The 24,003-nt window shown below is 53.7% G+C and carries 18 protein-coding genes, 4 tRNA genes and 3 rRNA genes; 7 read left to right on the forward strand and 18 right to left on the reverse strand.

Going from position 1 to position 24,003, the window contains the following annotated elements; all coding sequences use genetic code 11:
• Window positions 1-150: 150 nt before the first annotated feature.
• Window positions 151-480 carry a thioredoxin TrxA gene (trxA, locus tag ACT9TW_RS04480; protein WP_014072297.1) on the reverse strand — a complete coding sequence of 110 codons (330 nt, stop codon included), beginning with the start codon at window positions 478-480 and terminating at the stop codon, window positions 151-153.
• Between the two features lie 144 nt (window positions 481-624).
• Between trxA and rhlB the strand changes: the two genes are divergently transcribed.
• Together rhlB and gppA are read left to right on the forward strand one after the other, a co-directional pair.
• The gene (gene rhlB / locus ACT9TW_RS04485; RefSeq protein ID WP_182062958.1) at window positions 625-1,890 is read left to right on the forward strand and encodes an ATP-dependent RNA helicase RhlB; all 1,266 of its coding nucleotides are present in this window, start codon (window positions 625-627) and stop codon (window positions 1,888-1,890) included.
• Between the two features lie 6 nt (window positions 1,891-1,896).
• Window positions 1,897-3,381: a guanosine-5'-triphosphate,3'-diphosphate diphosphatase gene (gene gppA / locus ACT9TW_RS04490; RefSeq protein ID WP_446491763.1), complete on the forward strand. Its 1,485-nt coding sequence runs from the start codon at window positions 1,897-1,899 to the stop codon at window positions 3,379-3,381.
• 41 nt (window positions 3,382-3,422) lie between these two features.
• Here gppA and rep read toward each other — a convergent pair whose 3' ends face one another.
• Window positions 3,423-5,447 carry a DNA helicase Rep gene (gene rep, locus ACT9TW_RS04495; RefSeq protein ID WP_315687298.1) on the reverse strand — a complete coding sequence of 675 codons (2,025 nt, stop codon included), beginning with the start codon at window positions 5,445-5,447 and terminating at the stop codon, window positions 3,423-3,425.
• 111 nt (window positions 5,448-5,558) lie between these two features.
• On the opposite strand from rep, the gene ppiC (ACT9TW_RS04500) reads away from it, so the two are divergent.
• Together ppiC (ACT9TW_RS04500) and ppiC (ACT9TW_RS04505) are read left to right on the forward strand one after the other, a co-directional pair.
• A complete protein-coding gene (gene ppiC / locus ACT9TW_RS04500) occupies window positions 5,559-5,840 on the forward strand; it encodes a peptidylprolyl isomerase PpiC (RefSeq protein WP_182062961.1) in 282 nt (93 codons plus the stop codon).
• 50 nt (window positions 5,841-5,890) lie between these two features.
• Complete coding sequence (ppiC, locus tag ACT9TW_RS04505) at window positions 5,891-6,172, forward strand: peptidylprolyl isomerase PpiC (protein WP_008501570.1); 282 nt, start codon at window positions 5,891-5,893, stop codon at window positions 6,170-6,172.
• A gap of 86 nt (window positions 6,173-6,258) precedes the next feature.
• Here the strand turns inward: ppiC (ACT9TW_RS04505) and ilvC are convergent, their stop codons facing one another.
• Entirely contained in the window at window positions 6,259-7,734 is a 1,476-nt protein-coding gene (gene ilvC, locus ACT9TW_RS04510; protein WP_436354494.1) for a ketol-acid reductoisomerase, read from the reverse strand.
• Window positions 7,735-7,884: 150 nt separating this feature from the next.
• Here ilvC and ilvY point away from each other — a divergent pair, with 150 nt between their 5' ends.
• Entirely contained in the window at window positions 7,885-8,775 is an 891-nt protein-coding gene (ilvY, locus tag ACT9TW_RS04515) for an HTH-type transcriptional activator IlvY (RefSeq protein WP_446491764.1), read from the forward strand.
• A gap of 45 nt (window positions 8,776-8,820) precedes the next feature.
• Here the strand turns inward: ilvY and ilvA are convergent, their stop codons facing one another.
• The 7 genes from ilvA to ilvL all read right to left on the reverse strand — a co-directional run bounded on the left by ilvA (window position 8,821) and on the right by ilvL (window position 15,371).
• On the reverse strand, window positions 8,821-10,365 hold the full coding sequence (ilvA, locus tag ACT9TW_RS04520) for a threonine ammonia-lyase, biosynthetic (protein WP_446492676.1): 1,545 nt from the start codon (window positions 10,363-10,365) through the stop codon (window positions 8,821-8,823).
• Between the two features lie 2 nt (window positions 10,366-10,367).
• Window positions 10,368-12,218, reverse strand: a complete 1,851-nt coding sequence (gene ilvD, locus ACT9TW_RS04525; protein WP_182062964.1) for a dihydroxy-acid dehydratase — start codon at window positions 12,216-12,218, stop codon at window positions 10,368-10,370.
• A gap of 60 nt (window positions 12,219-12,278) precedes the next feature.
• Window positions 12,279-13,208, reverse strand: coding sequence for a branched-chain-amino-acid transaminase (gene ilvE, locus ACT9TW_RS04530; RefSeq protein WP_446491765.1), 930 nt, complete (start codon window positions 13,206-13,208; stop codon window positions 12,279-12,281).
• A gap of 18 nt (window positions 13,209-13,226) precedes the next feature.
• Window positions 13,227-13,490: an acetolactate synthase 2 small subunit gene (gene ilvM, locus ACT9TW_RS04535; RefSeq protein ID WP_182062966.1), complete on the reverse strand. Its 264-nt coding sequence runs from the start codon at window positions 13,488-13,490 to the stop codon at window positions 13,227-13,229.
• A complete protein-coding gene (gene ilvG / locus ACT9TW_RS04540; RefSeq protein WP_446491766.1) occupies window positions 13,487-15,133 on the reverse strand; it encodes an acetolactate synthase 2 catalytic subunit in 1,647 nt (548 codons plus the stop codon). Before ilvG ends, ilvM begins: the two co-directional genes overlap by 4 nt.
• Window positions 15,134-15,135: 2 nt before the next feature.
• Window positions 15,136-15,186, reverse strand: coding sequence for a peptide IlvX (gene ilvX / locus ACT9TW_RS04545; protein ID WP_166792073.1), 51 nt, complete (start codon window positions 15,184-15,186; stop codon window positions 15,136-15,138).
• 86 nt (window positions 15,187-15,272) lie between these two features.
• Window positions 15,273-15,371: an ilv operon leader peptide gene (gene ilvL, locus ACT9TW_RS04550; protein ID WP_001311244.1), complete on the reverse strand. Its 99-nt coding sequence runs from the start codon at window positions 15,369-15,371 to the stop codon at window positions 15,273-15,275.
• A gap of 343 nt (window positions 15,372-15,714) precedes the next feature.
• Here ilvL and ACT9TW_RS04555 point away from each other — a divergent pair, with 343 nt between their 5' ends.
• On the forward strand, window positions 15,715-17,235 hold the full coding sequence (locus ACT9TW_RS04555) for a YifB family Mg chelatase-like AAA ATPase (RefSeq protein ID WP_182062968.1): 1,521 nt from the start codon (window positions 15,715-15,717) through the stop codon (window positions 17,233-17,235).
• A 31-nt stretch (window positions 17,236-17,266) separates the two neighbouring features.
• Here ACT9TW_RS04555 and ACT9TW_RS04560 read toward each other — a convergent pair whose 3' ends face one another.
• Window positions 17,267-17,605 (reverse strand): DUF413 domain-containing protein, encoded by a 339-nt coding sequence (locus ACT9TW_RS04560; RefSeq protein ID WP_182062969.1) that lies wholly within the window; start codon window positions 17,603-17,605, stop codon window positions 17,267-17,269.
• Between the two features lie 118 nt (window positions 17,606-17,723).
• Here ACT9TW_RS04560 and hdfR point away from each other — a divergent pair, with 118 nt between their 5' ends.
• Window positions 17,724-18,545: an HTH-type transcriptional regulator HdfR gene (gene hdfR, locus ACT9TW_RS04565; RefSeq protein WP_446491767.1), complete on the forward strand. Its 822-nt coding sequence runs from the start codon at window positions 17,724-17,726 to the stop codon at window positions 18,543-18,545.
• A gap of 99 nt (window positions 18,546-18,644) precedes the next feature.
• On the opposite strand, the gene ACT9TW_RS04570 is transcribed toward hdfR, so the two are convergent.
• The 7 genes from ACT9TW_RS04570 to ACT9TW_RS04600 all read right to left on the reverse strand — a co-directional run bounded on the left by ACT9TW_RS04570 (window position 18,645) and on the right by ACT9TW_RS04600 (window position 23,987).
• A tRNA-Trp gene (locus ACT9TW_RS04570) sits at window positions 18,645-18,720 on the reverse strand.
• A gap of 55 nt (window positions 18,721-18,775) precedes the next feature.
• Window positions 18,776-18,852 (reverse strand) — tRNA-Asp (locus ACT9TW_RS04575).
• 53 nt (window positions 18,853-18,905) lie between these two features.
• A 5S ribosomal RNA gene (gene rrf, locus ACT9TW_RS04580) occupies window positions 18,906-19,021 on the reverse strand.
• A gap of 70 nt (window positions 19,022-19,091) precedes the next feature.
• A 23S ribosomal RNA gene (locus ACT9TW_RS04585) occupies window positions 19,092-21,997 on the reverse strand.
• 180 nt (window positions 21,998-22,177) lie between these two features.
• A tRNA-Ala gene (locus ACT9TW_RS04590) sits at window positions 22,178-22,253 on the reverse strand.
• Window positions 22,254-22,301: 48 nt separating this feature from the next.
• Window positions 22,302-22,378: transfer RNA gene (locus tag ACT9TW_RS04595), tRNA-Ile, on the reverse strand.
• A gap of 69 nt (window positions 22,379-22,447) precedes the next feature.
• Window positions 22,448-23,987, reverse strand: a 16S ribosomal RNA gene (locus ACT9TW_RS04600).
• The 16S, 23S and 5S rRNA genes sit together here with 4 tRNA genes alongside, the layout of an rRNA operon.
• Window positions 23,988-24,003 lie beyond the last annotated feature (16 nt).

Raw genomic sequence — 24,003 nt, forward strand, 5'->3', positions numbered from 1 at the left:
GTGGATATCAACAACGGGAAGTTTCGGGTAAAGCAAGATTCAAACAACAAGATATGTTTAAAACGAAGTCATAGCTAACTTAGCACGACTAAAGCCGGGCGTCCAGAGATCCACATCATTTAGGCGCTCTGGACGCTCAACCGAGAAACCTTACGCCAGGTTAGCGTCCAGGAACTCTTTCAGTTGACCTTTGGACAGTGCGCCCACTTTGGTCGCCGCCACTTCACCGCCTTTGAACAGCAGCAGGGTCGGAATGCCACGGATGCCGTATTTTGGCGCGGTGCCCGGGTTCTGGTCGATGTTCAGCTTGGCAACGGTCAGTTTGCCCTGATATTCGTCAGCGATCTCATCCAGAATCGGGGCGATCATTTTGCAAGGACCACACCATTCAGCCCAGAAATCGACGAGGATCAGCCCGTCAGCTTTAAGTACGTCCGTGTCAAAACTGTCGTCAGTCAGGTGAATAATTTTATCGCTCATATATAACTCCACAGGAATAAGCCTGGTGCGTTGGTTTCGCATCAATCAACGACGTGTTGATGTAGCATTAACCAACTAAAGGTTGACTTTATTTCACCGGATACGCTTTCGTAAAGCAATAGTAAGCTGATATTCTACCACACTATGAGCAAAACACATTTAACAGAACAGAAGTTTTCCGACTTCGCCCTGCACCCAAAAGTGATCGAAGCCCTTGAAAATAAAGGGTTTCATAACTGCACGCCCATTCAGGCCCTCGCACTGCCGCTAACGCTGGCAGGCCGCGATGTTGCAGGGCAGGCGCAAACCGGTACTGGCAAAACGATGGCGTTTTTAACGTCAACGTTTCATTATTTACTTTCTCATCCAGCGATTGCTGACCGCAAAGTTAACCAGCCGCGCGCGCTAATTATGGCTCCGACGCGAGAACTGGCGGTACAGATCCATGCAGACGCTGAACCGCTGGCTCAGGCAACGGGTCTGAAACTCGGCCTGGCCTATGGCGGCGACGGTTACGATAAACAGCTGAAGGTGCTGGAAAGCGGCGTGGATATCCTGATTGGGACCACTGGCCGTCTTATCGACTACGCGAAACAAAACCACATCAACCTCGGCGCGATTCAGGTTGTGGTGCTGGATGAAGCCGACCGTATGTACGATCTGGGCTTCATTAAAGATATCCGCTGGCTGTTCCGTCGGATGCCTGTGGCAAACCAGCGTCTGAACATGCTGTTCTCTGCTACCCTCTCTTATCGCGTTCGTGAACTGGCGTTTGAACAGATGAACAACGCCGAATATGTAGAAGTGGAACCCGAGCAGAAAACAGGTCATCGCATTAAAGAAGAGCTCTTCTATCCATCCAATGAAGAGAAAATGCGCCTGCTGCAAACGCTTATCGAAGAAGAGTGGCCGGATCGCGCCATTATCTTTGCGAACACCAAGCACCGCTGCGAAGACATCTGGGGTCATCTGGCCGCTGATGGACACCGTGTTGGCTTGCTGACGGGCGATGTGGCGCAGAAAAAACGCCTGCGTATTCTTGAAGAATTCACCCGTGGCGACCTGGATATTCTGGTTGCAACCGACGTCGCCGCACGCGGCCTGCATATTCCAGCCGTAACGCACGTCTTCAACTACGACCTGCCGGATGACTGTGAAGATTACGTACACCGTATCGGCCGTACCGGTCGTGCTGGTGCAAGTGGTCATTCCATCAGCCTTGCGTGTGAAGAGTATGCGCTGAATCTTCCAGCCATTGAGACTTACATCGGTCACTCTATTCCGCAGAGCAAATACAATCCGGAAGCGCTGTTAAACGAACTGCCGCCACCGAAGCGCCTTACCCGCGCCCGTACCGGCAATGGCCCGCGTCGTTCTGGCGCACCGCGTAATCGTCGTCGTTCAGGTTAAGAAAATATGCTCAGTTCCACCTCGCTTTATGCGGCAATTGATCTCGGTTCCAATAGTTTTCATATGCTGGTTGTGCGCGAGGTGGCGGGAAGTATACAAACGCTGACGCGTATTAAGCGCAAGGTCCGCCTGGCGGCGGGCCTGAGCAGCGATAATCACCTTTCCCCTGAAGCCATGGAACGTGGCTGGCAATGTTTGCGTCTTTTTGCCGAACGTCTGCAAGATATCCCACATAATCAAATCCGCGTGGTCGCGACAGCCACTCTGCGTCTGGCGGTTAATGCCGTTGATTTCATTGCCAAAGCGCAGGAAATCCTCGGCTGCCCGGTGCAGGTCATCAGCGGTGAAGAAGAAGCGCGTTTGATTTATCAGGGCGTTGCGCACACAACCGGTGGCGACGATCGCCGTCTGGTGGTGGATATCGGTGGTGCCAGTACCGAACTTGTTACCGGTACCGGGGCGCAGGCCACCTCGCTGTTCAGCCTGTCGATGGGCTGTGTCACCTGGCTTGAGCGCTATTTTACCGACCGTAATCTTGGCAAAGAGAACTTCGACGAGGCCGAAAATGCCGCGCGCGACGTGCTGCGTCCGGTGATGGATGAATTGCGCTATCACGGCTGGAAAGTCTGCGTTGGCGCATCGGGAACCGTGCAGGCGTTACAAGAAATCATGATGGCGCAGGGGATGGACGAGCGGATCACGCTTGCCAAACTCCAGCAGCTTAAACAGCGCGCCATTCAGTGCGGCCGTCTGGAAGAGCTGGAAATTGAAGGCCTGACTCTGGAACGCGCGCTGGTATTCCCAAGCGGGCTTGCCATTCTGATCGCCATTTTCACCGAACTGAACATCCAGTGCATGACCCTTGCCGGTGGTGCACTACGTGAAGGTCTGGTTTACGGGATGCTGCATCTGTCGGTTGATCAAGACATTCGCAGCCGCACGCTGCGTAACGTTCAGCGCCGCTTTATGGTTGATACCGATCAGGCGCAGCGTGTTGCGCAACTGGCATCGCTCTTTGCCGATCAGGTCGGTGGGGACTGGTGCCTTGAGCCACTCAGTCGCGATCTTCTGCTGAGCGCGTGTGCGCTGCACGAAGTGGGTTTGAGCATCGATTTCAAACATGCGCCTGCCCATGCAGCCTATCTGGTACGCAATCTTGATTTGCCGGGATATACGCCTGCGCAGAAAAAGCTGCTGGCCACCCTGCTGCTGAACCAGACCAGCGCGGTCGATCTCTCTTCTCTGCATCAACAAAACGCCGTACCACCACGGGTTGCCGAGCATCTTTGTCGGTTGCTGCGCCTGGCCATTCTGTTTGCCTGCCGCCGCCGCGACGATCTGTTACCGGCCATCACGCTGGTCGCAGAAAATGAAAAGCTCACGCTGACGCTGCCGGAAAACTGGCTGGATGATCATCCGCTTGGCGCGGAGATGATTGAACAGGAATGCCAGTGGCAGAGTTATGTGCACTGGCAACTGGATATTAAGTAAGACAATGCCGGGCGTCGCTGCGCTTACCCGGCTTGCACTGCTTATCCCTTCTCTTTGGCTTTCGCCAGCATGGCGCGAATGTTCGCCACGTTAGCCTGCCCTTTATGCATCCGCTCTTCCGGGGTAATCGCTTTACGCTCCTGTTCCCAGATGAGGTCGTCTTGCGGTAATTCCAGCAAGAATCGGCTCGGCTCCGGACGCACTAGCTCGCCATACTGCCGGCGCTCTTTGCACAGCGTAAAGATCAGCTCTTTCTGCGCACGGGTAATGCCCACATAGGCCAGTCGACGTTCTTCATCGACATTATCTTCATCGATACTGCTCTGATGCGGCAGCAGCCCCTCTTCCATGCCCACCAGATAGACATACGGGAACTCCAGCCCTTTAGAGGCGTGCAGGGTCATCAGTTGTACCTGGTCCGCCTCTTCTTCGCTTTCACCGCGCTCCATCATATCGCGCAGCGTAAAACGCGTGACAACCTGCGTCAGGGTCATTGGCTCGTCAATTTCTGAGCCTTCCAGCATTTCAGTCATCCAGCTAAACAACTGGTTGACGTTTTTCATGCGCATTTCTGCCGCTTTTGGGCTGGCAGAGGTTTCGTACAGCCAGGATTCGTAATCGACGCCGTGGATCAGGTCACGCACGGCAGCCACAGGCTCGCGCTCTGCCAGGCGCTGCACCTCGCCAAGCCAGTGGGTGAAACGGGTTAAGGAATCATATCCGCGCCCGGTCAGCGTGTGACTCAGCCCCATATCGAAACTGGCGGTAAACAGGCTTTTGTTGCGTGTCATCGCCCATTCACCCAGTTTTTGCAACGTGGCCGGGCCGATTTCACGCTTCGGTGTATTGACGATACGCAGGAAAGCGCTGTCATCATCCGGGTTGGTGAGCACACGCAAATATGCCAGAAGATCTTTGATTTCAGGGCGCGAAAAGAACGACGTACCGCCCGAAATTTTGTACGGAATGCGGTTTTGCATCAGCATCTTTTCAAAGACGCGGGACTGGTGGTTACCGCGATACAGGATAGCGTAGTCCTTGTATTCGGTTTTATTGACGAAGTGATGCGCGATCAGTTCGCCGGTCACACGTTCCGCTTCGTGCTCCTCATTATTCGCGCTAAGCACTTTCAGCTCAGTCCCGTAGCCCAGCTCAGAGAACAGGCGCTTTTCAAACACGTGCGGGTTATTGGCAATCAGGATGTTCGCCGCTTTCAGGATGCGGCCGGACGAGCGGTAGTTTTGCTCAAGCTTGATAACCTGGAGCGCCGGGAAGTCTTTGCTTAATAGCACCAGGTTTTGTGGACGTGCACCGCGCCAGGAGTAGATCGACTGATCATCATCCCCCACAACGGTGAAACGCGCGCGTTGCCCCACCAGCAACTTCACCAGTTCGTACTGGCTGGTGTTGGTGTCCTGATATTCATCCACCAGCAGGTAGCGGATCTTGTTCTGCCAGCGCTCACGCACCTCTTCATTACGCTGAAGCAGCAGCGTTGGCAGCAGGATCAGATCGTCGAAATCCAGCACGTTGCAAGCTTTCATGTGCGCGTCATACAGGCTGTAGCAGTGAGCGAAGATCCTGTCCCGTTCACCTTTCGCACTCGCTGCCGCCTGAGCAGGCGTCATCAGATCGTTTTTCCAGTTGGAGATCGTCGAGATCAGCTGTTGCAGCAGAACTTTGTCATCTTCGATCAGCCCTTCGGTCAGCTCTTTAAGCAGCGCCACCTGGTCGGTGTCATCGAAAAGCGAGAAGTTAGACTTCATGCCCAGCGCAGCGTATTCACGTTTGATGATATCCAGCCCCAGGGTATGGAAGGTAGAGATCATCAGCCCGCGCGCCTCTTTGCGCCCCAGCGTCTGGCCAACACGCTCTTTCATCTCGCGTGCTGCTTTGTTGGTAAACGTCACCGCCGCAATGTGGCGCGCCTGATACCCGCATCCGCGGATCAGGTGGGCGATTTTGTTGGTGATCACGCGGGTTTTACCGGAACCAGCCCCTGCCAGCACCAGGCATGGTCCAGTAACGAATTCGACCGCTTGTTGTTGTCCAGGGTTTAAACGCATGGGATATTGCTCAATCTTCGAACGGGGTGTGGATTGTAGCAGAAAGCCGGGCGCAGATTTACCGGCTAATGATAAAGTGAAGAAAACGCGATTAACCCTGAGAACAGAACCATGGTAAAGACCGCAGCAGCCCTGCACATTCTGGTAAAAGAAGAAAAGCTGGCGCAGGAGATCCTCGCCAAACTGGAACGTGGCATTAGCTTTGATCATCTGGCGAAGCGCTACTCTAAATGCCCGTCCGGGCGTAATGGCGGTGATTTAGGTGAATTTAAACAGGGGGCGATGGTGGGGCCATTCGATCAGGCGGTGTTTAGTTGCCCGCTTCTGAAGCCTTTCGGTCCGGTGAAAACCAAATTTGGCTACCATATCATTAAGGTGCTGTATCGCCGCTGACGCGTGCTATATTGCGCCCCAATTTATCTCAACCCATTTAAGGCACGATCATGGCAAAGACAGCAGCAGCACTGCATATCCTGGTGAAAGAAGAGAAACTGGCTCTGGATCTTCTGGAGCAGATTAAAAACGGTGCCGACTTCGGCAAACTGGCGAAGAAGCACTCTATTTGTCCATCAGGCAAACGCGGCGGTGACCTGGGTGAATTCCGTCAGGGCCAGATGGTTCCGGCGTTTGATAAAGTGGTGTTCTCTTGCCCGGTGCTGGAGCCAACCGGCCCACTGCATACCCAGTTCGGTTACCACGTGATTAAAGTGCTATATCGCAAATAAAAAAGCCGGGTGGCGGCTGCGCCTTACCCGGTCTACATCTTACGGTTTTGTAGGTCGGGTAAGCGAAGCGCCACCCGACAATCTCATTAACCCGCTACAGCAATACGCTTCATGTCGGTCATATAGCCACGCAGTTTCTGGCCAATTTTCTCGATTTCATGGCTGCGGATTGCGTCGTTCACGTCACGCAGTTGCGCATTGTCTACGGCACCTTCAGCAATCGCTTTGCCCAGGTCACCCGCTTGCAGGGTTGTCATGAACTCTTTCAGCAGCGGTACACATGCGTAAGAGAACAGGTAGTTGCCGTACTCAGCGGTATCGGAGATAACCACGTTCATTTCGTACAGACGCTTACGGGCGATGGTGTTCGCGATCAGCGGCAGCTCGTGCAGTGATTCGTAGTAAGCAGACTCTTCGATGATGCCGGAATCCACCATGGTTTCGAACGCCAGCTCAACGCCTGCTTTCACCATGGCGATCATCAGAACGCCTTTATCGAAGTACTCCTGCTCGCTGATTTTGCCGTCAAACTGTGCAGCCGTTTCGAACGCGGTTTTACCGGTCTCTTCACGCCAGGTCAGCAGGTTTTTATCGTCATTAGCCCAGTCAGCCATCATGCCGGAAGAGAACTCGCCGGAGATGATGTCGTCCATGTGTTTCTGGAACAGCGGAGCCATGATGGTTTTCAGCTGCTCGGACAGCGCAAATGCACGCAGTTTCGCCGGGTTGGACAGACGGTCCATCATCAGCGTGATGCCACCCTGTTTCAGGGCTTCGGTGATGGTTTCCCAGCCGAACTGAATCAGTTTTTCTGCGTATGCTGCGTCAGTACCTTCTTCCACCAGCTTGTCGAAGCACAGCAGAGAGCCGGCCTGCAACATACCGCACAGAATAGTCTGCTCACCCATCAGGTCAGATTTCACTTCTGCAACGAAGGAAGATTCCAGAACGCCCGCACGATGGCCACCGGTTGCGGCTGCCCATGCTTTCGCAATCGCCATGCCTTCACCTTTTGGATCGTTTTCCGGGTGAACAGCAATCAGGGTTGGTACGCCGAAGCCACGTTTGTACTCTTCACGGACTTCAGTACCAGGGCACTTCGGAGCAACCATCACAACGGTGATGTCTTTACGGATCTGCTCGCCCACTTCAACGATGTTAAAGCCGTGGGAGTAACCCAGCGCTGCGCCGTCTTTCATCAGCGGCTGCACGGAACGCACAACGTCAGAGTGCTGTTTGTCTGGAGTCAGGTTAACAACCAGGTCTGCCTGTGGGATCAGCTCTTCGTAGGTGCCTACTTTGAAGCCGTTTTCGGTCGCTTTACGCCAGGAAGCGCGCTTCTCAGCAATCGCTTCTTTACGCAGTGCGTAAGAGATATCCAGACCGGAGTCGCGCATGTTCAGACCCTGGTTCAGGCCCTGTGCGCCACAGCCGACGATGACCACTTTCTTGCCCTGAAGGTAGCTTGCGCCATCAGCAAATTCATCGCGCGCCATGAAGCGGCATTTGCCCAGCTGTGCCAGCTGCTGGCGCAGATTCAGTGTGTTGAAGTAGTTAGCCATGGTGATACCTCGTGATGTTGTACTGTCTTATTGTTCGGTTCGCATATGCGAGAATGAACTTACTATATGACAGGAAATTTATTGCGGAAATTGATATATTCACAACGTCACGTTGCAATTTCTGCAATGTAAAAAGAGGGAGTGGAATCAGTGGATTTACGCGATCTGAAAATGTTCCTGCATCTGGCGGAAAGCCGTCACTTCGGACGCAGTGCACGCGCCATGCACGTCAGCCCCTCCACGCTTTCTCGCCAGATCCAGCGCCTTGAGGAAGACCTCGGCCAGCCGCTCTTTGTGCGTGACAATCGCACCGTGACGCTCACGGAAGCAGGGGAAGAGTTACGCATTTTTGCCCAGCAAACGCTGTTGCAGTATCAGCAACTGCGCCACACCATCGACCAGCAAGGGCCGTCACTGTCCGGCGAACTCCATATTTTTTGTTCCGTGACGGCGGCCTATAGCCACCTGCCACCGATCCTCGACAGATTCCGCGCAGAGCACCCGTCGGTCGAAATCAAGCTCTCGACCGGTGATGCCGCCGATGCCATGGAAAAAGTGGTGACGGGAGAAGCAGATCTCGCCATTGCCGGGAAACCGGAAATGTTGCCTGGCGCCGTCGCGTTCTCAATGCTGGAAAATCTGGCGGTGGTACTGATTGCCCCTGCGCTGCCCTGCCCGGTGCGAAATCAGGTGTCGGTAGAAAAGCCAGACTGGTCAACGGTGCCGTTTATCATGGCCGATCAGGGCCCGGTGCGCCGCCGCATTGAGCTGTGGTTCCGCCGTCAGAAAATCAGCAACCCGTCGATTTACGCCACGGTAGGTGGCCATGAGGCGATGGTGTCGATGGTGGCGCTGGGTTGCGGTGTGGCATTGCTGCCGGAAGTGGTGCTGGAAAACAGCCCGGAGCCGGTGCGTAATCGCGTGATGATTCTGGAGCGCAGCGACGAAAAAACGCCGTTTGAGCTTGGCGTGTGTGCACAAAAAAAGCGGCTGCATGAGCCGCTTATTGATGCGTTCTGGAACATATTGCCGAACCACTGAAGCCGGGTGGCGCTACGCTTACCCGGCCTACGTACAACCCAACCACTAGCCAGCCAGGAAGAACCTGAAGGCCGGGTTATGGGTTTCGTCGTGACAGTCGTAACCCAGTTCGTTCAGCCGCGTTTCGAAATCAGGCTCGTGCTCGCCCAGTTCAAATGCCGCCAGCACTCGACCGTAGTCCGTACCGTGGCTGCGGTAGTGGAACAGAGAGATGTTCCAGTGCGTACCCAGCGTATGCAGGAACTTGAGCAACGCCCCTGGTGATTCCGGGAACTCGAAGCTGTACAGACGTTCCTGAAGCGGCTTCGACGGACGCCCGCCCACCATGTAGCGAACGTGCAGCTTCGCCATTTCATCGTCGGAAAGATCCACCACACTGTAGCCACCTTCGTGCAGCAGGTTGAGGATCTCTTTACGTTCTTCCAGACCGCGACTCAGGCGCACGCCAACAAAAATGCAGGCATCTTTGGCGTCAGCAAAACGGTAGTTAAATTCCGTCACTGAGCGGCCGCCAAGCAGCTGGCAGAACTTCAGGAAACTGCCCTTCTCTTCCGGGATGGTCACCGCCAGCAGGGCTTCTCGCTGTTCACCCAGCTCGCAGCGCTCGGAAACATAGCGCAGACCGTGGAAGTTAACGTTGGCGCCGGAAAGCACATGCGCCAGACGTTCGCCGCGAATGTTGTGCTGCGCGACGTATTTTTTCATCCCTGCCAGCGCCAGTGCGCCAGAAGGTTCCGCAACCGCACGAACATCCTCGAACAAGTCTTTCATTGCCGCGCAGATAGCATCGCTATCAACGGTGATGATATCGTCGAGATACTCCTGGCACAGGCGGAAGGTTTCATCGCCAATGCGTTTAACGGCCACGCCTTCGGCAAACAACCCGACGCGCGGCAGGTCCACCGGATGACCCGCATCCAGCGCCGCTTTCAGACAGGCTGAGTCTTCCGCTTCAACGGCAATCACTTTGATTTGCGGCATCAGCTGTTTGATCAGCACCGCCACACCCGCCGCTAACCCGCCACCGCCAACCGGCACAAAAACGCGGTCAAGGTGGGCATCCTGTTGCAGCAGTTCCAGCGCCAACGTGCCTTGTCCGGCAATTACCATCGGATGATCAAATGGCGGCACCCAGGTGAAACCCTGCTGTTGCGCCAGTTCAATGGCTTTGGCTTTCGCTTCGTCAAAGTTTGCGCCGTGAAGCAGCACTTCGCCGCCAAAACCACGCACCGCATCCACTTTGATATCTGCCGTGGCAACCGGCATCACAATCAGCGCTTTCAGCCCCAGGCGGGCAGAGGAGAACGCCACACCCTGAGCATGGTTGCCCGCAGAGGCCGTGATCACGCCGCGCGCTTTTTGCTCGTCGCTCAACCCAGCCATCATCGCGTAAGCACCGCGCAGTTTAAAGCTGTGTACTGGCTGGCGGTCTTCGCGTTTCACCAGAATTACGTTGTCGAGGCGCGAAGAGAGCTTTTCCATTTTTTGCAGTGGAGTGACCTGCACTGCTTCATAGACCGGCGCACGTAGCACCGCCCTAAGATATTCCGCCCCCTCAGGGGCGGCGGATAAGGGTTGTGATTCGGCCATCATTAGCCCCCAAGTTTCGATTTATCGCGCACCGCGCCTTTATCTGCACTGGTGGCAAGGCTTGCGTAAGCACGCAGAGCGAAGGAAACTTCACGCTGACGGTCTTTCGGTGTCCAGGCTTTGTCACCGCGAGCTTCTTGTGCTTCACGGCGCGCCGCGATTTCCTGGTCGCTCAGTTTCAGCTGAATACCGCGATTTGGGATGTCGATTTCGATCAGGTCGCCATCTTCGATGATGGCGATATTGCCGCCACTCGCCGCTTCAGGGGAAACGTGGCCGATAGACAAGCCGGACGTACCGCCAGAGAAACGACCATCGGTGATCAGCGCACAGGCTTTACCGAGACCCATAGATTTCAGGAACGTGGTTGGGTAGAGCATCTCCTGCATCCCCGGCCCGCCTTTCGGACCTTCGTAGCGGATCACCACCACATCACCTTCCACGACTTTGCCGCTCAGAATCGCGTCCACCGCCTCGTCCTGGCTTTCATACACTTTGGCCGGACCGGTGAATTTCAGGATGCTGTCGTCCACGCCCGCAGTTTTTACGATACAGCCATTTTCAGCGAAGTTACCGTACAGCACGGCCAGACCGCCGTCTTTGCTGTACGCGTGCTCAAGCGATCGGATGCAGCCTTCGGCACGATCGTCATCCAGGGTGTCCCAACGGCAATCCTGCGAGAATGCCTGGGTGGTACGAATACCGGCCGGACCCGCGCGGAACATGTTTTTCACCGCTTCGTCTTTCGTCAGCATCACGTCATATCTGTCCAGCGATTCTGGCAGCGTCAGACCCAGTACGTTTTTCACTTCACGGTTCATCAGCCCGGCGCGATCCAGCTCGCCGAGAATACCGAGCACGCCACCGGCGCGGTGCACATCTTCCATGTGGTACTTCTGGGTACTCGGCGCCACTTTACACAGCTGCGGTACTTTGCGAGACAGCTTGTCGATATCGCTCATAGTGAAGTCGATTTCAGCTTCCTGTGCGGCCGCCAGCAGGTGCAGAACGGTGTTGGTGGAACCGCCCATGGCGATATCCAGAGTCATGGCGTTCTCGAACGCGGCTTTACTGGCGATGTTGCGCGGCAGCGCGCTGGCATCGTCCTGCTCGTAGTAGCGTTTGGTCAGCTCGACAATGCGTTTACCGGCGTTGAGGAACAGCTGTTTACGATCGGCGTGGGTCGCCAGCAGTGAACCGTTACCCGGCTGGGACAGACCCAGCGCTTCGGTCAGGCAGTTCATGGAGTTTGCGGTGAACATGCCGGAACAAGAGCCACAGGTCGGGCACGCGGAGCGTTCAACCTGATCGCTTTGCTCATCAGAGACTTTCGGGTCTGCACCCTGAATCATCGCATCAACCAGGTCGAGCTTGATGATTTTGTCGGAAAGCTTGGTTTTACCCGCTTCCATTGGGCCGCCGGAAACAAAGATCACCGGAATGTTCAGACGCAGGGAAGCCATCAGCATCCCCGGGGTGATTTTGTCGCAGTTGGAGATACAGACCATCGCGTCGGCACAGTGGGCGTTTACCATGTACTCGACCGAGTCGGCGATCAGCTCGCGCGACGGCAGTGAATAAAGCATCCCCCCGTGGCCCATTGCGATACCATCATCAACAGCAATGGTGTTGAACTCTTTCGCCACACCGCCAGAGGCTTCGATTTGCTCGGCAACCAGTTTACCCAGATCGCGCAGGTGCACGTGGCCCGGTACGAACTGTGTAAAGGAGTTAACCACGGCGATAATTGGCTTGCCGAAATCGGCGTCGGTCATCCCGGTGGCGCGCCAGAGCGCACGGGCCCCCGCCATATTACGACCGTGGGTGGTGGTGGCGGAACGATACTTAGGCATGCTTTATTTACTCCCGTCTGACTATTAAATGGGACGGTGCGCGCCGTCCCATATTTATACTTAGTTGTTAACTTGATCCAACCAGCCGTATTTATCTTCCGTTTTACCGGTGAAGAGGCCAAAGAAAGCCTGCTGAATACGTTTAGTTACCGGGCCACAGCGGCCTTCACCTACCTGAATACCGTCAACACTGCGAACTGGTGTGATCTCAGCGGCGGTACCGGACATGAATACTTCGTCGGCCAGATACAGGGATTCACGAGACAAGACCTGCTCGCGCACTTCGATACCCAGATCTTTTGCCAGTTTGATAATGGCATCACGGGTGATACCCGGCAGCGCGGAAGAAGTGAACGGCGGAGTGAACAGGATACCGTCTTTCACTTCAAACAAGTTTTCGCCTGCGCCTTCAGAGATATAGCCATTCACATCCAGCGCGATCCCTTCCTGATAACCATGACGACGTGCTTCGCTGCCAACCAGCAGAGAAGAAAGGTAGTTACCGCCCGCTTTTGCAGCAGTCGGGATGGTGTTTGGTGCCACGCGGTTCCAGGAAGAAACCATTGCGTCGATCCCCTGTTCCAGTGCTTCAGCACCCAGGTAGGCGCCCCACGGGAACGCAGCAATGATCACATCTGTGGTATAGCCTGCTGGCGGGTTAACACCCATGCCCACATCGCCAACAAACACTAACGGACGAATATACGCGCTGGTCAGGTTATTCTTACGAATCACCTCGCGGCAGGCTTCCATCAGTTCATCAACGCTTTGTGAGACAGGGAAACGATAAATTTTGGCTGAGTCATGCAGACGCTGCATGTGTTCGCGATGACGGAACACAACTGGTCCTTTGTGAGAATCGTAGCAACGGATGCCTTCGAACACGGACGTACCGTAGTGCAGCGCGTGGGACATCACGTGGACTTTCGCGTCCTCCCAACGAACCATCTCACCATTGAACCAAATGTAATCAGCTTTTTTCGTCGTCATTTTTTCTTCCTGTCACGCTTAAGCGCGGATTTGTTGTGATGTGGTTGTGCTCTGGCAGATGGCAACATGGGCAACGTCTACCAGCTTTGTTAACTGACTAAACAGTAAGTCGACCGACCGCGCGCTGGCAACGGTTAATTCGATACTGATGTTCCGTGCGTCTGTGGCCGTCTCCATATTCATAGAGCAAATTTGAAAACCACGATGACGGACTACACGCAAAACACGTTCTAAGGTTTCTGGGTTGAAGCGAGCCTGCACGGCGACCTGATGTTGCATCATGATAATTTCTCCAGCATTTGTGAATTACTGGCACCTGGTGGTACCAACGGCCAGACATTCTCAAGCTCGTCGATTGAGACATGAAGCAGGTAAGGCCCTTCGCTTGACAGCATAGTGTCGAGTGCCGCTTCAACCTGGTCTTTACGGGTGATGTGCTGGCCTGGGATACCAAAGGCACTGGCCAGCATGAGGAAATCGGGGTTATCGGTCAGCGTCGTTTCGCTGTAACGCTCCTGGAAGAACAACTGTTGCCACTGGCGAACCATGCCTAAGCGCTGGTTATCGAGCAATACGATTTTCAGCGGTAACTGCTTACGCTTAACGGTGCCCAGCTCCTGAACATTCATCATGAAAGAGCCGTCACCGGAGATACAGATGACGGTATCGTGCGGACGGGCAACCTGTGCACCTACCGCCGCAGGCAGGCCAAAGCCCATCGTTCCTAACCCGCTAGAAGTGATGAAGTTTTCCGGGCGAGTGTAGGTCATGTGCTGCGCAGACCACATCTGATGCTGGCCGACGTCGGTGGTGACCACGCTGTCTGCCGGTTTACGATCGGACAACTGTTTCAGCAACAGCGGCGCGTAGATGGCGTCACCCGGATGGTCGTAACGCCAGGCGTGTTCAGCACGCATATCTGCGGTGTGTTGACGCCATTCATTGATGTTCAGCGGCTGCTGTAATGCAGGCAACAACGCATTGAGATCGCCCTGAAGGGCCACGTGCACCTGACGCAGCTTATTCATTTCCGCAGGGTCGATATCCATGTGGATCACTTTCGCATTCGGCGCGAAGGTATTCAGTTTGCCGGTTACGCGGTCATCAAAACGGGCGCCTACGGCAATCAGCAAGTCGCATTCCTGAACCGCCAGGTTGGCGGCTTTGGTGCCGTGCATACCCAACATCCCCAGATAGAATGGGTAATCTGCCTCTACCGCACCCAGGCCTTTCAGCGTACAGGTGGCTGGCATTTGGGTAGCGGCGATAAAGCTTCGCAAGGCAGGTACGGCCTGCGCCATGCCCACACCACCACCGACATACAGCATCGGCTTTTGCGCTTCCGCTATCATCTGACGCGCCGCGTCCACTTCGGAATGTGGGAAAGCATCGTCGTTTTCCACGGTGGAGAAATGCGGCTCCAGCTCACCCAGGGCAACCTGGATATCTTTTGGGATATCAACCAGAACCGGGCCAGGGCGGCCAGAGTTGGCAACATAAAACGCATCCGCCATTACGCGCGGCAGCTCTTCCAGAGACTGAACGAGGAAACTGTGCTTTGTGCAGGCCAGTGACAGGCCCAGTACGTCCACTTCCTGGAAAGCATCGGTACCGATGAACGGGGAGGCCACCTGCCCGGTGATGGCGACAACAGGAACGGAATCAAGCAGTGCGTCGGCCAGGCCTGTGATCAGGTTGGTCGCCCCCGGGCCTGATGTTGCCATGCAGACGCCGGTTTTACCCGTAGCACGCGCATAGCCAATGGCCGCCATTGCAGCACCCTGCTCGTGTCGGCACAACAGGTGTTCCACGCCGCCGTCATACAGTGCATCGTAAATCGGCATAATTGCGCCCCCCGGATAACCGAAGACTGTTTCGACTCCCTGTGCGCGCAACGCATGTACTACCCACTGTGCACCATTCATAGTTAGTTCCCCGTCATAAATCGGGAGAAACAGAATTTTGTGCTAGTCGTCATTCTCTGCTCCTCGTTTAAGTTTTTTAGTCATAAAAAAACCCCCGGACCTTTCGGTGCGGGGGTCTTAGTTCGTTAAGGCTTGATTTCTATGCCTTTCCTCGTCCAAGTGCAGCCCCGCACGGTGGGATAATAATCACCACCACGCTAATCACGACCAGGCTAATCACTCGTAGAAGGGCTGTCATTTTCAGTTCTTTTTGCATCTTGTTCGAAGGAATACCTAAAGAGTTATCACAGATTCCGAATTGAACACAAGATTTATTTATGACGCATTTGTTTAGCACGCGAATGATTTTTCTAAAAATCTTTGTTTTATATGAGGAAAATAGAAAATGAATTTTTTTCATTTTTTTACGTCTCCGCCAGCACTCAAAACGGGGAGTTATCGCTCTTTGCGGTGCCGATTCCATCATGATGCAACAATTACACTTTGTCGCTAAAAGTGGTGAATGCACCTCGTAAAGTCGCGAATATACGGTCAAAAACAAAAATACGAACTGGCATAGTTGCCTGACAAGGAGGGTTTCTATGTCACTGTCGGTTGTTTATACACGCGCCGCTATTGGTGTGAAGGCACCACTGATTTCTGTTGAAGTACATCTGAGTAATGGCCTGCCAGGGCTCACTCTCGTTGGGCTACCAGAAACCACCGTAAAAGAGGCCAGAGATCGGGTGCGTAGCGCCATCATCAATAGCGGTTATACCTTCCCTGCCAGGAAAATCACCATCAACCTGGCACCCGCTGACTTACCCAAAGAGGGAGGGCGATATGATTTACCTATCGCTATTGCGCTTCTCGCCGCTTCTGAGCAGCTGAATACCACCAGGCTAAGCTCGTATGAGTTCATCGGAGAACTCGCTCTTACAGGCTCATTAAGAGGCGTTCCTGGCGCAATTTCAGGTGCCCTGGAAGCTATAAGCGCAGGCCGACAAATCATTGTGGCCAATGAAAATTCTCCTGAAGTGAGCCTGATTGCAGAAAAAGGGTGTCTGATAGCTGGCCATCTACAGGAGGTTTGTGCGTACCTGGAGGGGCGGCATGAGCTTGCCGAACCACGGGAGGCCGAAGATATCCAGCCGGATAACCGGGACGATCTCAGCGACATTATTGGCCAGGAACAGGGAAAGCGAGCCCTGGAGATTACCGCCGCAGGTGGGCATAACCTCTTATTGATTGGCCCACCAGGAACAGGCAAAACAATGCTGGCAAGCCGCCTGAATGGCTTACTGCCGCCATTAAACAATCGCGAGGCACTTGAAAGCGCCGCCATATTTAGCCTCGTTAGCTCAACATCACTGCAAAAGCAGTGGCGGCAACGACCCTTTCGCTCACCGCACCACAGTGCTTCTTTGACAGCAATGGTGGGTGGGGGCTCTATCCCGGGGCCTGGCGAAATCTCGCTGGCGCACAATGGCATCCTGTTTCTTGATGAATTACCTGAATTTGAACGGCGGGTTCTGGACGCCTTGCGTGAACCAATTGAGTCGGGACAGATTCACATCTCCCGGACGCGCGCCAAAATCAGTTACCCTGCGCGGTTCCAGCTGGTCGCTGCGATGAACCCCAGCCCAACAGGGCACTACCAGGGGAACCATAACCGGTGTACGCCTGAGCAGACGCTCCGCTATCTTGGAAAACTATCAGGTCCTTTCCTCGACCGGTTCGACTTATCTCTGGAGATCCCTCTTCCACCTCCCGGGCTACTCAGCAAGAACAACGGACAGGGAACAACTTCAGCGGAAGTGCGCGAAAGAGTCATCACTGCCCAGCAGAAGCAATATGCCCGTCAGTGCAAACTCAATGCCTATCTTGATAATGCGGAAATTCGGCAATTCTGCCATCTGTCGTCGGAGGATGCGCTTTGGCTTGAGGACACCCTTGTACGGTTTGGGCTTTCGATTCGTGCCTGGCAGCGCTTATTGAAAGTCGCCAGGACGATCGCTGATGTTGAAGGGTGTACTGAAATCCAGAGGCAGCATCTGCAAGAAGCATTGAGTTATCGTGCAATAGACCGTTTGCTACTGCATCTGCAAAAAATGCTGGCGTAAAAAAGGGGCCAAAGCCCCTTTTCTTGTCACATTAGTCGTCAGACTCGGTGTAATCTTCAGCACCTTCCATCTGAGGCTTACCGCCAGACAGTGTGTGGAAACGCTTAGGACGCTTGATACGCGCCATATACTTCACCCATACACGTTCTACTTCTGATACCGGCTCACGCTCGCCACGGCAAACGGCAACAAACTGTTTTTCGTCTTCCGTTTCTGGTTCACGTTTCCCCAGATCCAACTCGTTAAAGGCATAACCATGGCGCTCAAGCAGTTGTGCCTCTTTAATGGTGAAGTCACCATGGCGAGAGAACCCGCGCGGATAATTTTTATTGTCGAAAAAACGATTCGTCGTCGTAAAGCTTTCCGCCATCCTACACGCTCCTAATTCTTTGGCCGAGCTATTTATGGCGCGGAGTATTAGTTACGCTTGACAGAGTGTAAAACAAAACATTTAAATCATAACGACAAATAATTTTGCGGAGAAAGATGTGGATACGGAATTGCTAAAAACTTTCCTCGAAGTGAGCAGAACGCGTCACTTTGGGCGAGCAGCGGAAGCCCTTTACCTGACGCAGTCAGCGGTCAGTTTTCGTATTCGCCAGTTAGAGAATCAGCTGGGTGTGAATCTTTTTACGCGCCATCGCAACAATATCCGTTTGACGCCTGCCGGTGAAAAACTATTGCCCTATGCAGAAACGCTGATGAATACCTGGCAAGCAGCACGCAAGGAGGTTGCGCATACCTCACGGCATAACGAATTCTCTATTGGGGCCAGCGCATCGCTATGGGAATGTATGCTCAGTCAATGGCTTACACAGCTATACCGTTCACATAACCACCTACAGTTTGAAGCAAGAATTGCGCAACGTCAGTCGCTGGTTAAGCAATTGCATGAACGGCAACTGGATCTCCTGATCACGACAGAAGCCCCCAAAATGGACGAATTTAGCAGCCAGATTATCGGGCAATTTAGCCTTGCACTGTATGCCTCTGAACCCTCAATGATGAAGGCTGACCTTAACTATTTACGCCTTGAATGGGGGCCGGATTTTCAACAACATGAGGCTGGATTGATTGCAAGTGATGACGTACCTCAGCTCACCACAAGCTCGGCTGAGATCGCCTGTCAGCATCTTTCTTTACTGAAAGGTTGCACCTGGTTACCCACCCGTTGGGCGAACAATAAGCCTGAATTGCATACTGTGGCGGATTCCACAACGCTCTCGAGACCGCTCTATGCCATCTGGTTGCAGAACAGTGACAAACAATCTCAGATAAAAGATCTGTTAAAAATCAACATAATGGAATGATGCATATTACCTGCATGGATGCAGGTAGCATTTTCAAAGACGTGGTTTTAGCCTTTTTAAGGCAAAAAAAAATCCTTTGCCTAAGCAAAGGATTATATATGGCAGGGGCGGAGAGACTCGAACTCGCGACACCCGGTTTTGGAGACCGGTGCTCTACCAACTGAGCTACGCCCCTAAATTTTCTTACCATTAAGCCTGCTAAGATATAGCAGGCTTAATGTCTTAATAAGTGGCGGAACGGACGGGACTCGAACCCGCGACCCCCTGCGTGACAGGCAGGTATTCTAACCGACTGAACTACCGCTCCACCGAAGACTTTGTAACCACCGGATTAATGCACCGGCTTACTACTTAATTGATGCCTGGCAGTTCCCTACTCTCACATGGGGAGACCCCACACTACCATCGGCGCTACGGCGTTTCACTTCTGAGTTCGGCATGGGGTCAGGTGGGACCACCGCGCTAAAGCCGCCAGGCAAATTCTGTTAATCTGTATCAGGCTGAAAATATTCTGTCTCTCAACCGCCGAAACAGCTTCGGCGTTGTAAGGTTAAGCCTCACGGTTCATTAGTATCGGTTAGCTCAACGTATCGCTACGCTTACACACCCGACCTATCAACGTCGTAGTCTTCAACGTTCCTTCAGGACCCTTAAAGGGTCAGGGAGAACTCATCTCGGGGCAAGTTTCGTGCTTAGATGCTTTCAGCACTTATCTTTTCCGCATTTAGCTACCGGGCAATGCCATTGGCATGACAACCCGAACACCAGTGATGCGTCCACTCCGGTCCTCTCGTACTAGGAGCAGCCCCCCTCAATTCTCCAGCGCCCACGGCAGATAGGGACCGAACTGTCTCACGACGTTCTAAACCCAGCTCGCGTACCACTTTAAACGGCGAACAGCCGTACCCTTGGGACCTACTTCAGCCCCAGGATGTGATGAGCCGACATCGAGGTGCCAAACACCGCCGTCGATATGAACTCTTGGGCGGTATCAGCCTGTTATCCCCGGAGTACCTTTTATCCGTTGAGCGATGGCCCTTCCATTCAGAACCACCGGATCACTATGACCTGCTTTCGCACCTGCTCGAGCCGTCACTCTCGCAGTCAAGCTAGCTTATGCCATTGCACTAACCTCCTGATGTCCGACCAGGATTAGCTAACCTTCGTGCTCCTCCGTTACTCTTTGGGAGGAGACCGCCCCAGTCAAACTACCCACCAGACACTGTCCGCAACCCGGATTACGGGTCTACGTTAGAACACCAGCCATTAAAGGGTGGTATTTCAAGGTCGGCTCCACGCAGACTGGCGTCCACGCTTCAAAGCCTCCCACCTATCCTACACATCAAGGACCAGTGTTCAGTGTCAAGCTATAGTAAAGGTTCACGGGGTCTTTCCGTCTTGCCGCGGGTACACTGCATCTTCACAGCGAGTTCAATTTCACTGAGTCTCGGGTGGAGACAGCCTGGCCATCATTACGCCATTCGTGCAGGTCGGAACTTACCCGACAAGGAATTTCGCTACCTTAGGACCGTTATAGTTACGGCCGCCGTTTACCGGGGCTTCGATCAAGAGCTTCGCGTTGCCGCTAACCCCATCAATTAACCTTCCGGCACCGGGCAGGCGTCACACCGTATACGTCCACTTTCGTGTTTGCACAGTGCTGTGTTTTTAATAAACAGTTGCAGCCAGCTGGTATCTTCGACTGATTTCAGCTCCACCCGCAGGGGCTTCACCTACACATCAGCGTGCCTTCTCCCGAAGTTACGGCACCATTTTGCCTAGTTCCTTCACCCGAGTTCTCTCAAGCGCCTTGGTATTCTCTACCTGACCACCTGTGTCGGTTTGGGGTACGATTTGATGTTACCTGATGCTTAGAGGCTTTTCCTGGAAGCAGGGCATTTGTTACTTCAGTACCGTAGTACCTCGTCATCACACCTCAGCGTTAAAAAGAGTCCGGATTTACCTAAACTCTCCGCCTACATGCTTAAACCGGGACAACCGTCGCCCGGCTAACATAGCCTTCTCCGTCCCCCCTTCGCAGTAACACCAAGTACAGGAATATTAACCTGTTTCCCATCGACTACGCCTTTCGGCCTCGCCTTAGGGGTCGACTCACCCTGCCCCGATTAACGTTGGACAGGAACCCTTGGTCTTCCGGCGTGCGGGCTTTTCACCCGCATTATCGTTACTTATGTCAGCATTCGCACTTCTGATACCTCCAGCACCCCTCACAGGACACCTTCAACGGCTTACAGAACGCTCCCCTACCCAACAACGCATAAGCGTCGCTGCCGCAGCTTCGGTGCATGGTTTAGCCCCGTTACATCTTCCGCGCAGGCCGACTCGACCAGTGAGCTATTACGCTTTCTTTAAATGATGGCTGCTTCTAAGCCAACATCCTGGCTGTCTGTGCCTTCCCACATCGTTTCCCACTTAACCATGACTTTGGGACCTTAGCTGGCGGTCTGGGTTGTTTCCCTCTTCACGACGGACGTTAGCACCCGCCGTGTGTCTCCCGTGATAACATTCTTCGGTATTCGTAGTTTGCATCGGGTTGGTAAGCCGGGATGGCCCCCTAGCCGAAACAGTGCTCTACCCCCGAAGATGAATTCACGAGGCGCTACCTAAATAGCTTTCGGGGAGAACCAGCTATCTCCCGGTTTGATTGGCCTTTCACCCCCAGCCACAAGTCATCCGCTAATTTTTCAACATTAGTCGGTTCGGTCCTCCAGTTAGTGTTACCCAACCTTCAACCTGCCCATGGCTAGATCACCGGGTTTCGGGTCTATACCCTGCAACTTAACGCCCAGTTAAGACTCGGTTTCCCTTCGGCTCCCCTATACGGTTAACCTTGCTACAGAATATAAGTCGCTGACCCATTATACAAAAGGTACGCAGTCACACCACGAAGGTGCTCCCACTGCTTGTACGTACACGGTTTCAGGTTCTTTTTCACTCCCCTCGCCGGGGTTCTTTTCGCCTTTCCCTCACGGTACTGGTTCACTATCGGTCAGTCAGGAGTATTTAGCCTTGGAGGATGGTCCCCCCATATTCAGACAGGATACCACGTGTCCCGCCCTACTCTTCGAGTTCACAACCTGTGTGCTTTCGTGTACGGGGCTATCACCCTGTATCGCCGGACTTTCCAGACCGTTCCACTAACACACAAGCTGATTCAGACTCTGGGCTGCTCCCCGTTCGCTCGCCGCTACTGGGGGAATCTCGGTTGATTTCTTTTCCTCGGGGTACTTAGATGTTTCAGTTCCCCCGGTTCGCTTCGTTAAGCTATGTATTCACTTAACGATAGTGTGTCGGAACACACTGGGTTTCCCCATTCGGAAATCGCCGGGTCAAAGGTTCATATCACCTCGCCGGCGCTTATCGCAGATTAGCACGTCCTTCATCGCCTCTGACTGCCAGGGCATCCACCGTGTACGCTTAGTCGCTTAACCTCACAACCCGAAGATGTTTCTTTCGATTCATCATCAAATTGCGAAAATTTGAGAGACTCGAACACACCACTTAAGGTGTGTCGTTTCAATTTTCAGCTTGATCCAGATTTTTAAAGAGCAAAACTTCGCAGTGAACCTTTTCAGGTACACTCTGAAGTTTTCTTGTTTTCGCAGTAAAGATGGTGGAGCTATGCGGGATCGAACCGCAGACCTCCTGCGTGCAAGGCAGGCGCTCTCCCAGCTGAGCTATAACCCCATCGTATACACTAATCTCTGTACCGCTCATCCTTTAACATAAGGATTTTGGTAGGCCTGAGTGGACTTGAACCACCGACCTCACCCTTATCAGGGGTGCGCTCTAACCACCTGAGCTACAAGCCTGCAGAGATTTTTACTGCTATTTTTCATCAGACAATCTGTGTGAGCACTACAAAGGCAGGTTCTTTAAGGTAAGGAGGTGATCCAACCGCAGGTTCCCCTACGGTTACCTTGTTACGACTTCACCCCAGTCATGAATCACAAAGTGGTAAGCGCCCTCCCGAAGGTTAAGCTACCTACTTCTTTTGCAACCCACTCCCATGGTGTGACGGGCGGTGTGTACAAGGCCCGGGAACGTATTCACCGTAGCATTCTGATCTACGATTACTAGCGATTCCGACTTCATGGAGTCGAGTTGCAGACTCCAATCCGGACTACGACATACTTTATGAGGTCCGCTTGCTCTCGCGAGGTCGCTTCTCTTTGTATATGCCATTGTAGCACGTGTGTAGCCCTACTCGTAAGGGCCATGATGACTTGACGTCATCCCCACCTTCCTCCAGTTTATCACTGGCAGTCTCCTTTGAGTTCCCGGCCGAACCGCTGGCAACAAAGGATAAGGGTTGCGCTCGTTGCGGGACTTAACCCAACATTTCACAACACGAGCTGACGACAGCCATGCAGCACCTGTCTCAGAGTTCCCGAAGGCACCAATCCATCTCTGGAAAGTTCTCTGGATGTCAAGAGTAGGTAAGGTTCTTCGCGTTGCATCGAATTAAACCACATGCTCCACCGCTTGTGCGGGCCCCCGTCAATTCATTTGAGTTTTAACCTTGCGGCCGTACTCCCCAGGCGGTCGACTTAACGCGTTAGCTCCGGAAGCCACTCCTCAAGGGAACAACCTCCAAGTCGACATCGTTTACGGCGTGGACTACCAGGGTATCTAATCCTGTTTGCTCCCCACGCTTTCGCACCTGAGCGTCAGTCTTTGTCCAGGGGGCCGCCTTCGCCACCGGTATTCCTCCAGATCTCTACGCATTTCACCGCTACACCTGGAATTCTACCCCCCTCTACAAGACTCTAGCCTGCCAGTTTCGAATGCAGTTCCCAGGTTGAGCCCGGGGATTTCACATCCGACTTGACAGACCGCCTGCGTGCGCTTTACGCCCAGTAATTCCGATTAACGCTTGCACCCTCCGTATTACCGCGGCTGCTGGCACGGAGTTAGCCGGTGCTTCTTCTGCGAGTAACGTCAATCACCAAGGTTATTAACCTTAATGCCTTCCTCCTCGCTGAAAGTACTTTACAACCCGAAGGCCTTCTTCATACACGCGGCATGGCTGCATCAGGCTTGCGCCCATTGTGCAATATTCCCCACTGCTGCCTCCCGTAGGAGTCTGGACCGTGTCTCAGTTCCAGTGTGGCTGGTCATCCTCTCAGACCAGCTAGGGATCGTCGCCTAGGTGAGCCATTACCCCACCTACTAGCTAATCCCATCTGGGCACATCTGATGGCAAGAGGCCCGAAGGTCCCCCTCTTTGGTCTTGCGACGTTATGCGGTATTAGCTACCGTTTCCAGTAGTTATCCCCCTCCATCAGGCAGTTTCCCAGACATTACTCACCCGTCCGCCGCTCGTCACCCAGGAGCAAGCTCCCTGTGTTACCGCTCGACTTGCATGTGTTAGGCCTGCCGCCAGCGTTCAATCTGAGCCATGATCAAACTCTTCAATTTAAGTTTGATGCTCGTG

The organism is Enterobacter sp. C4G1, from assembly GCF_052886895.1.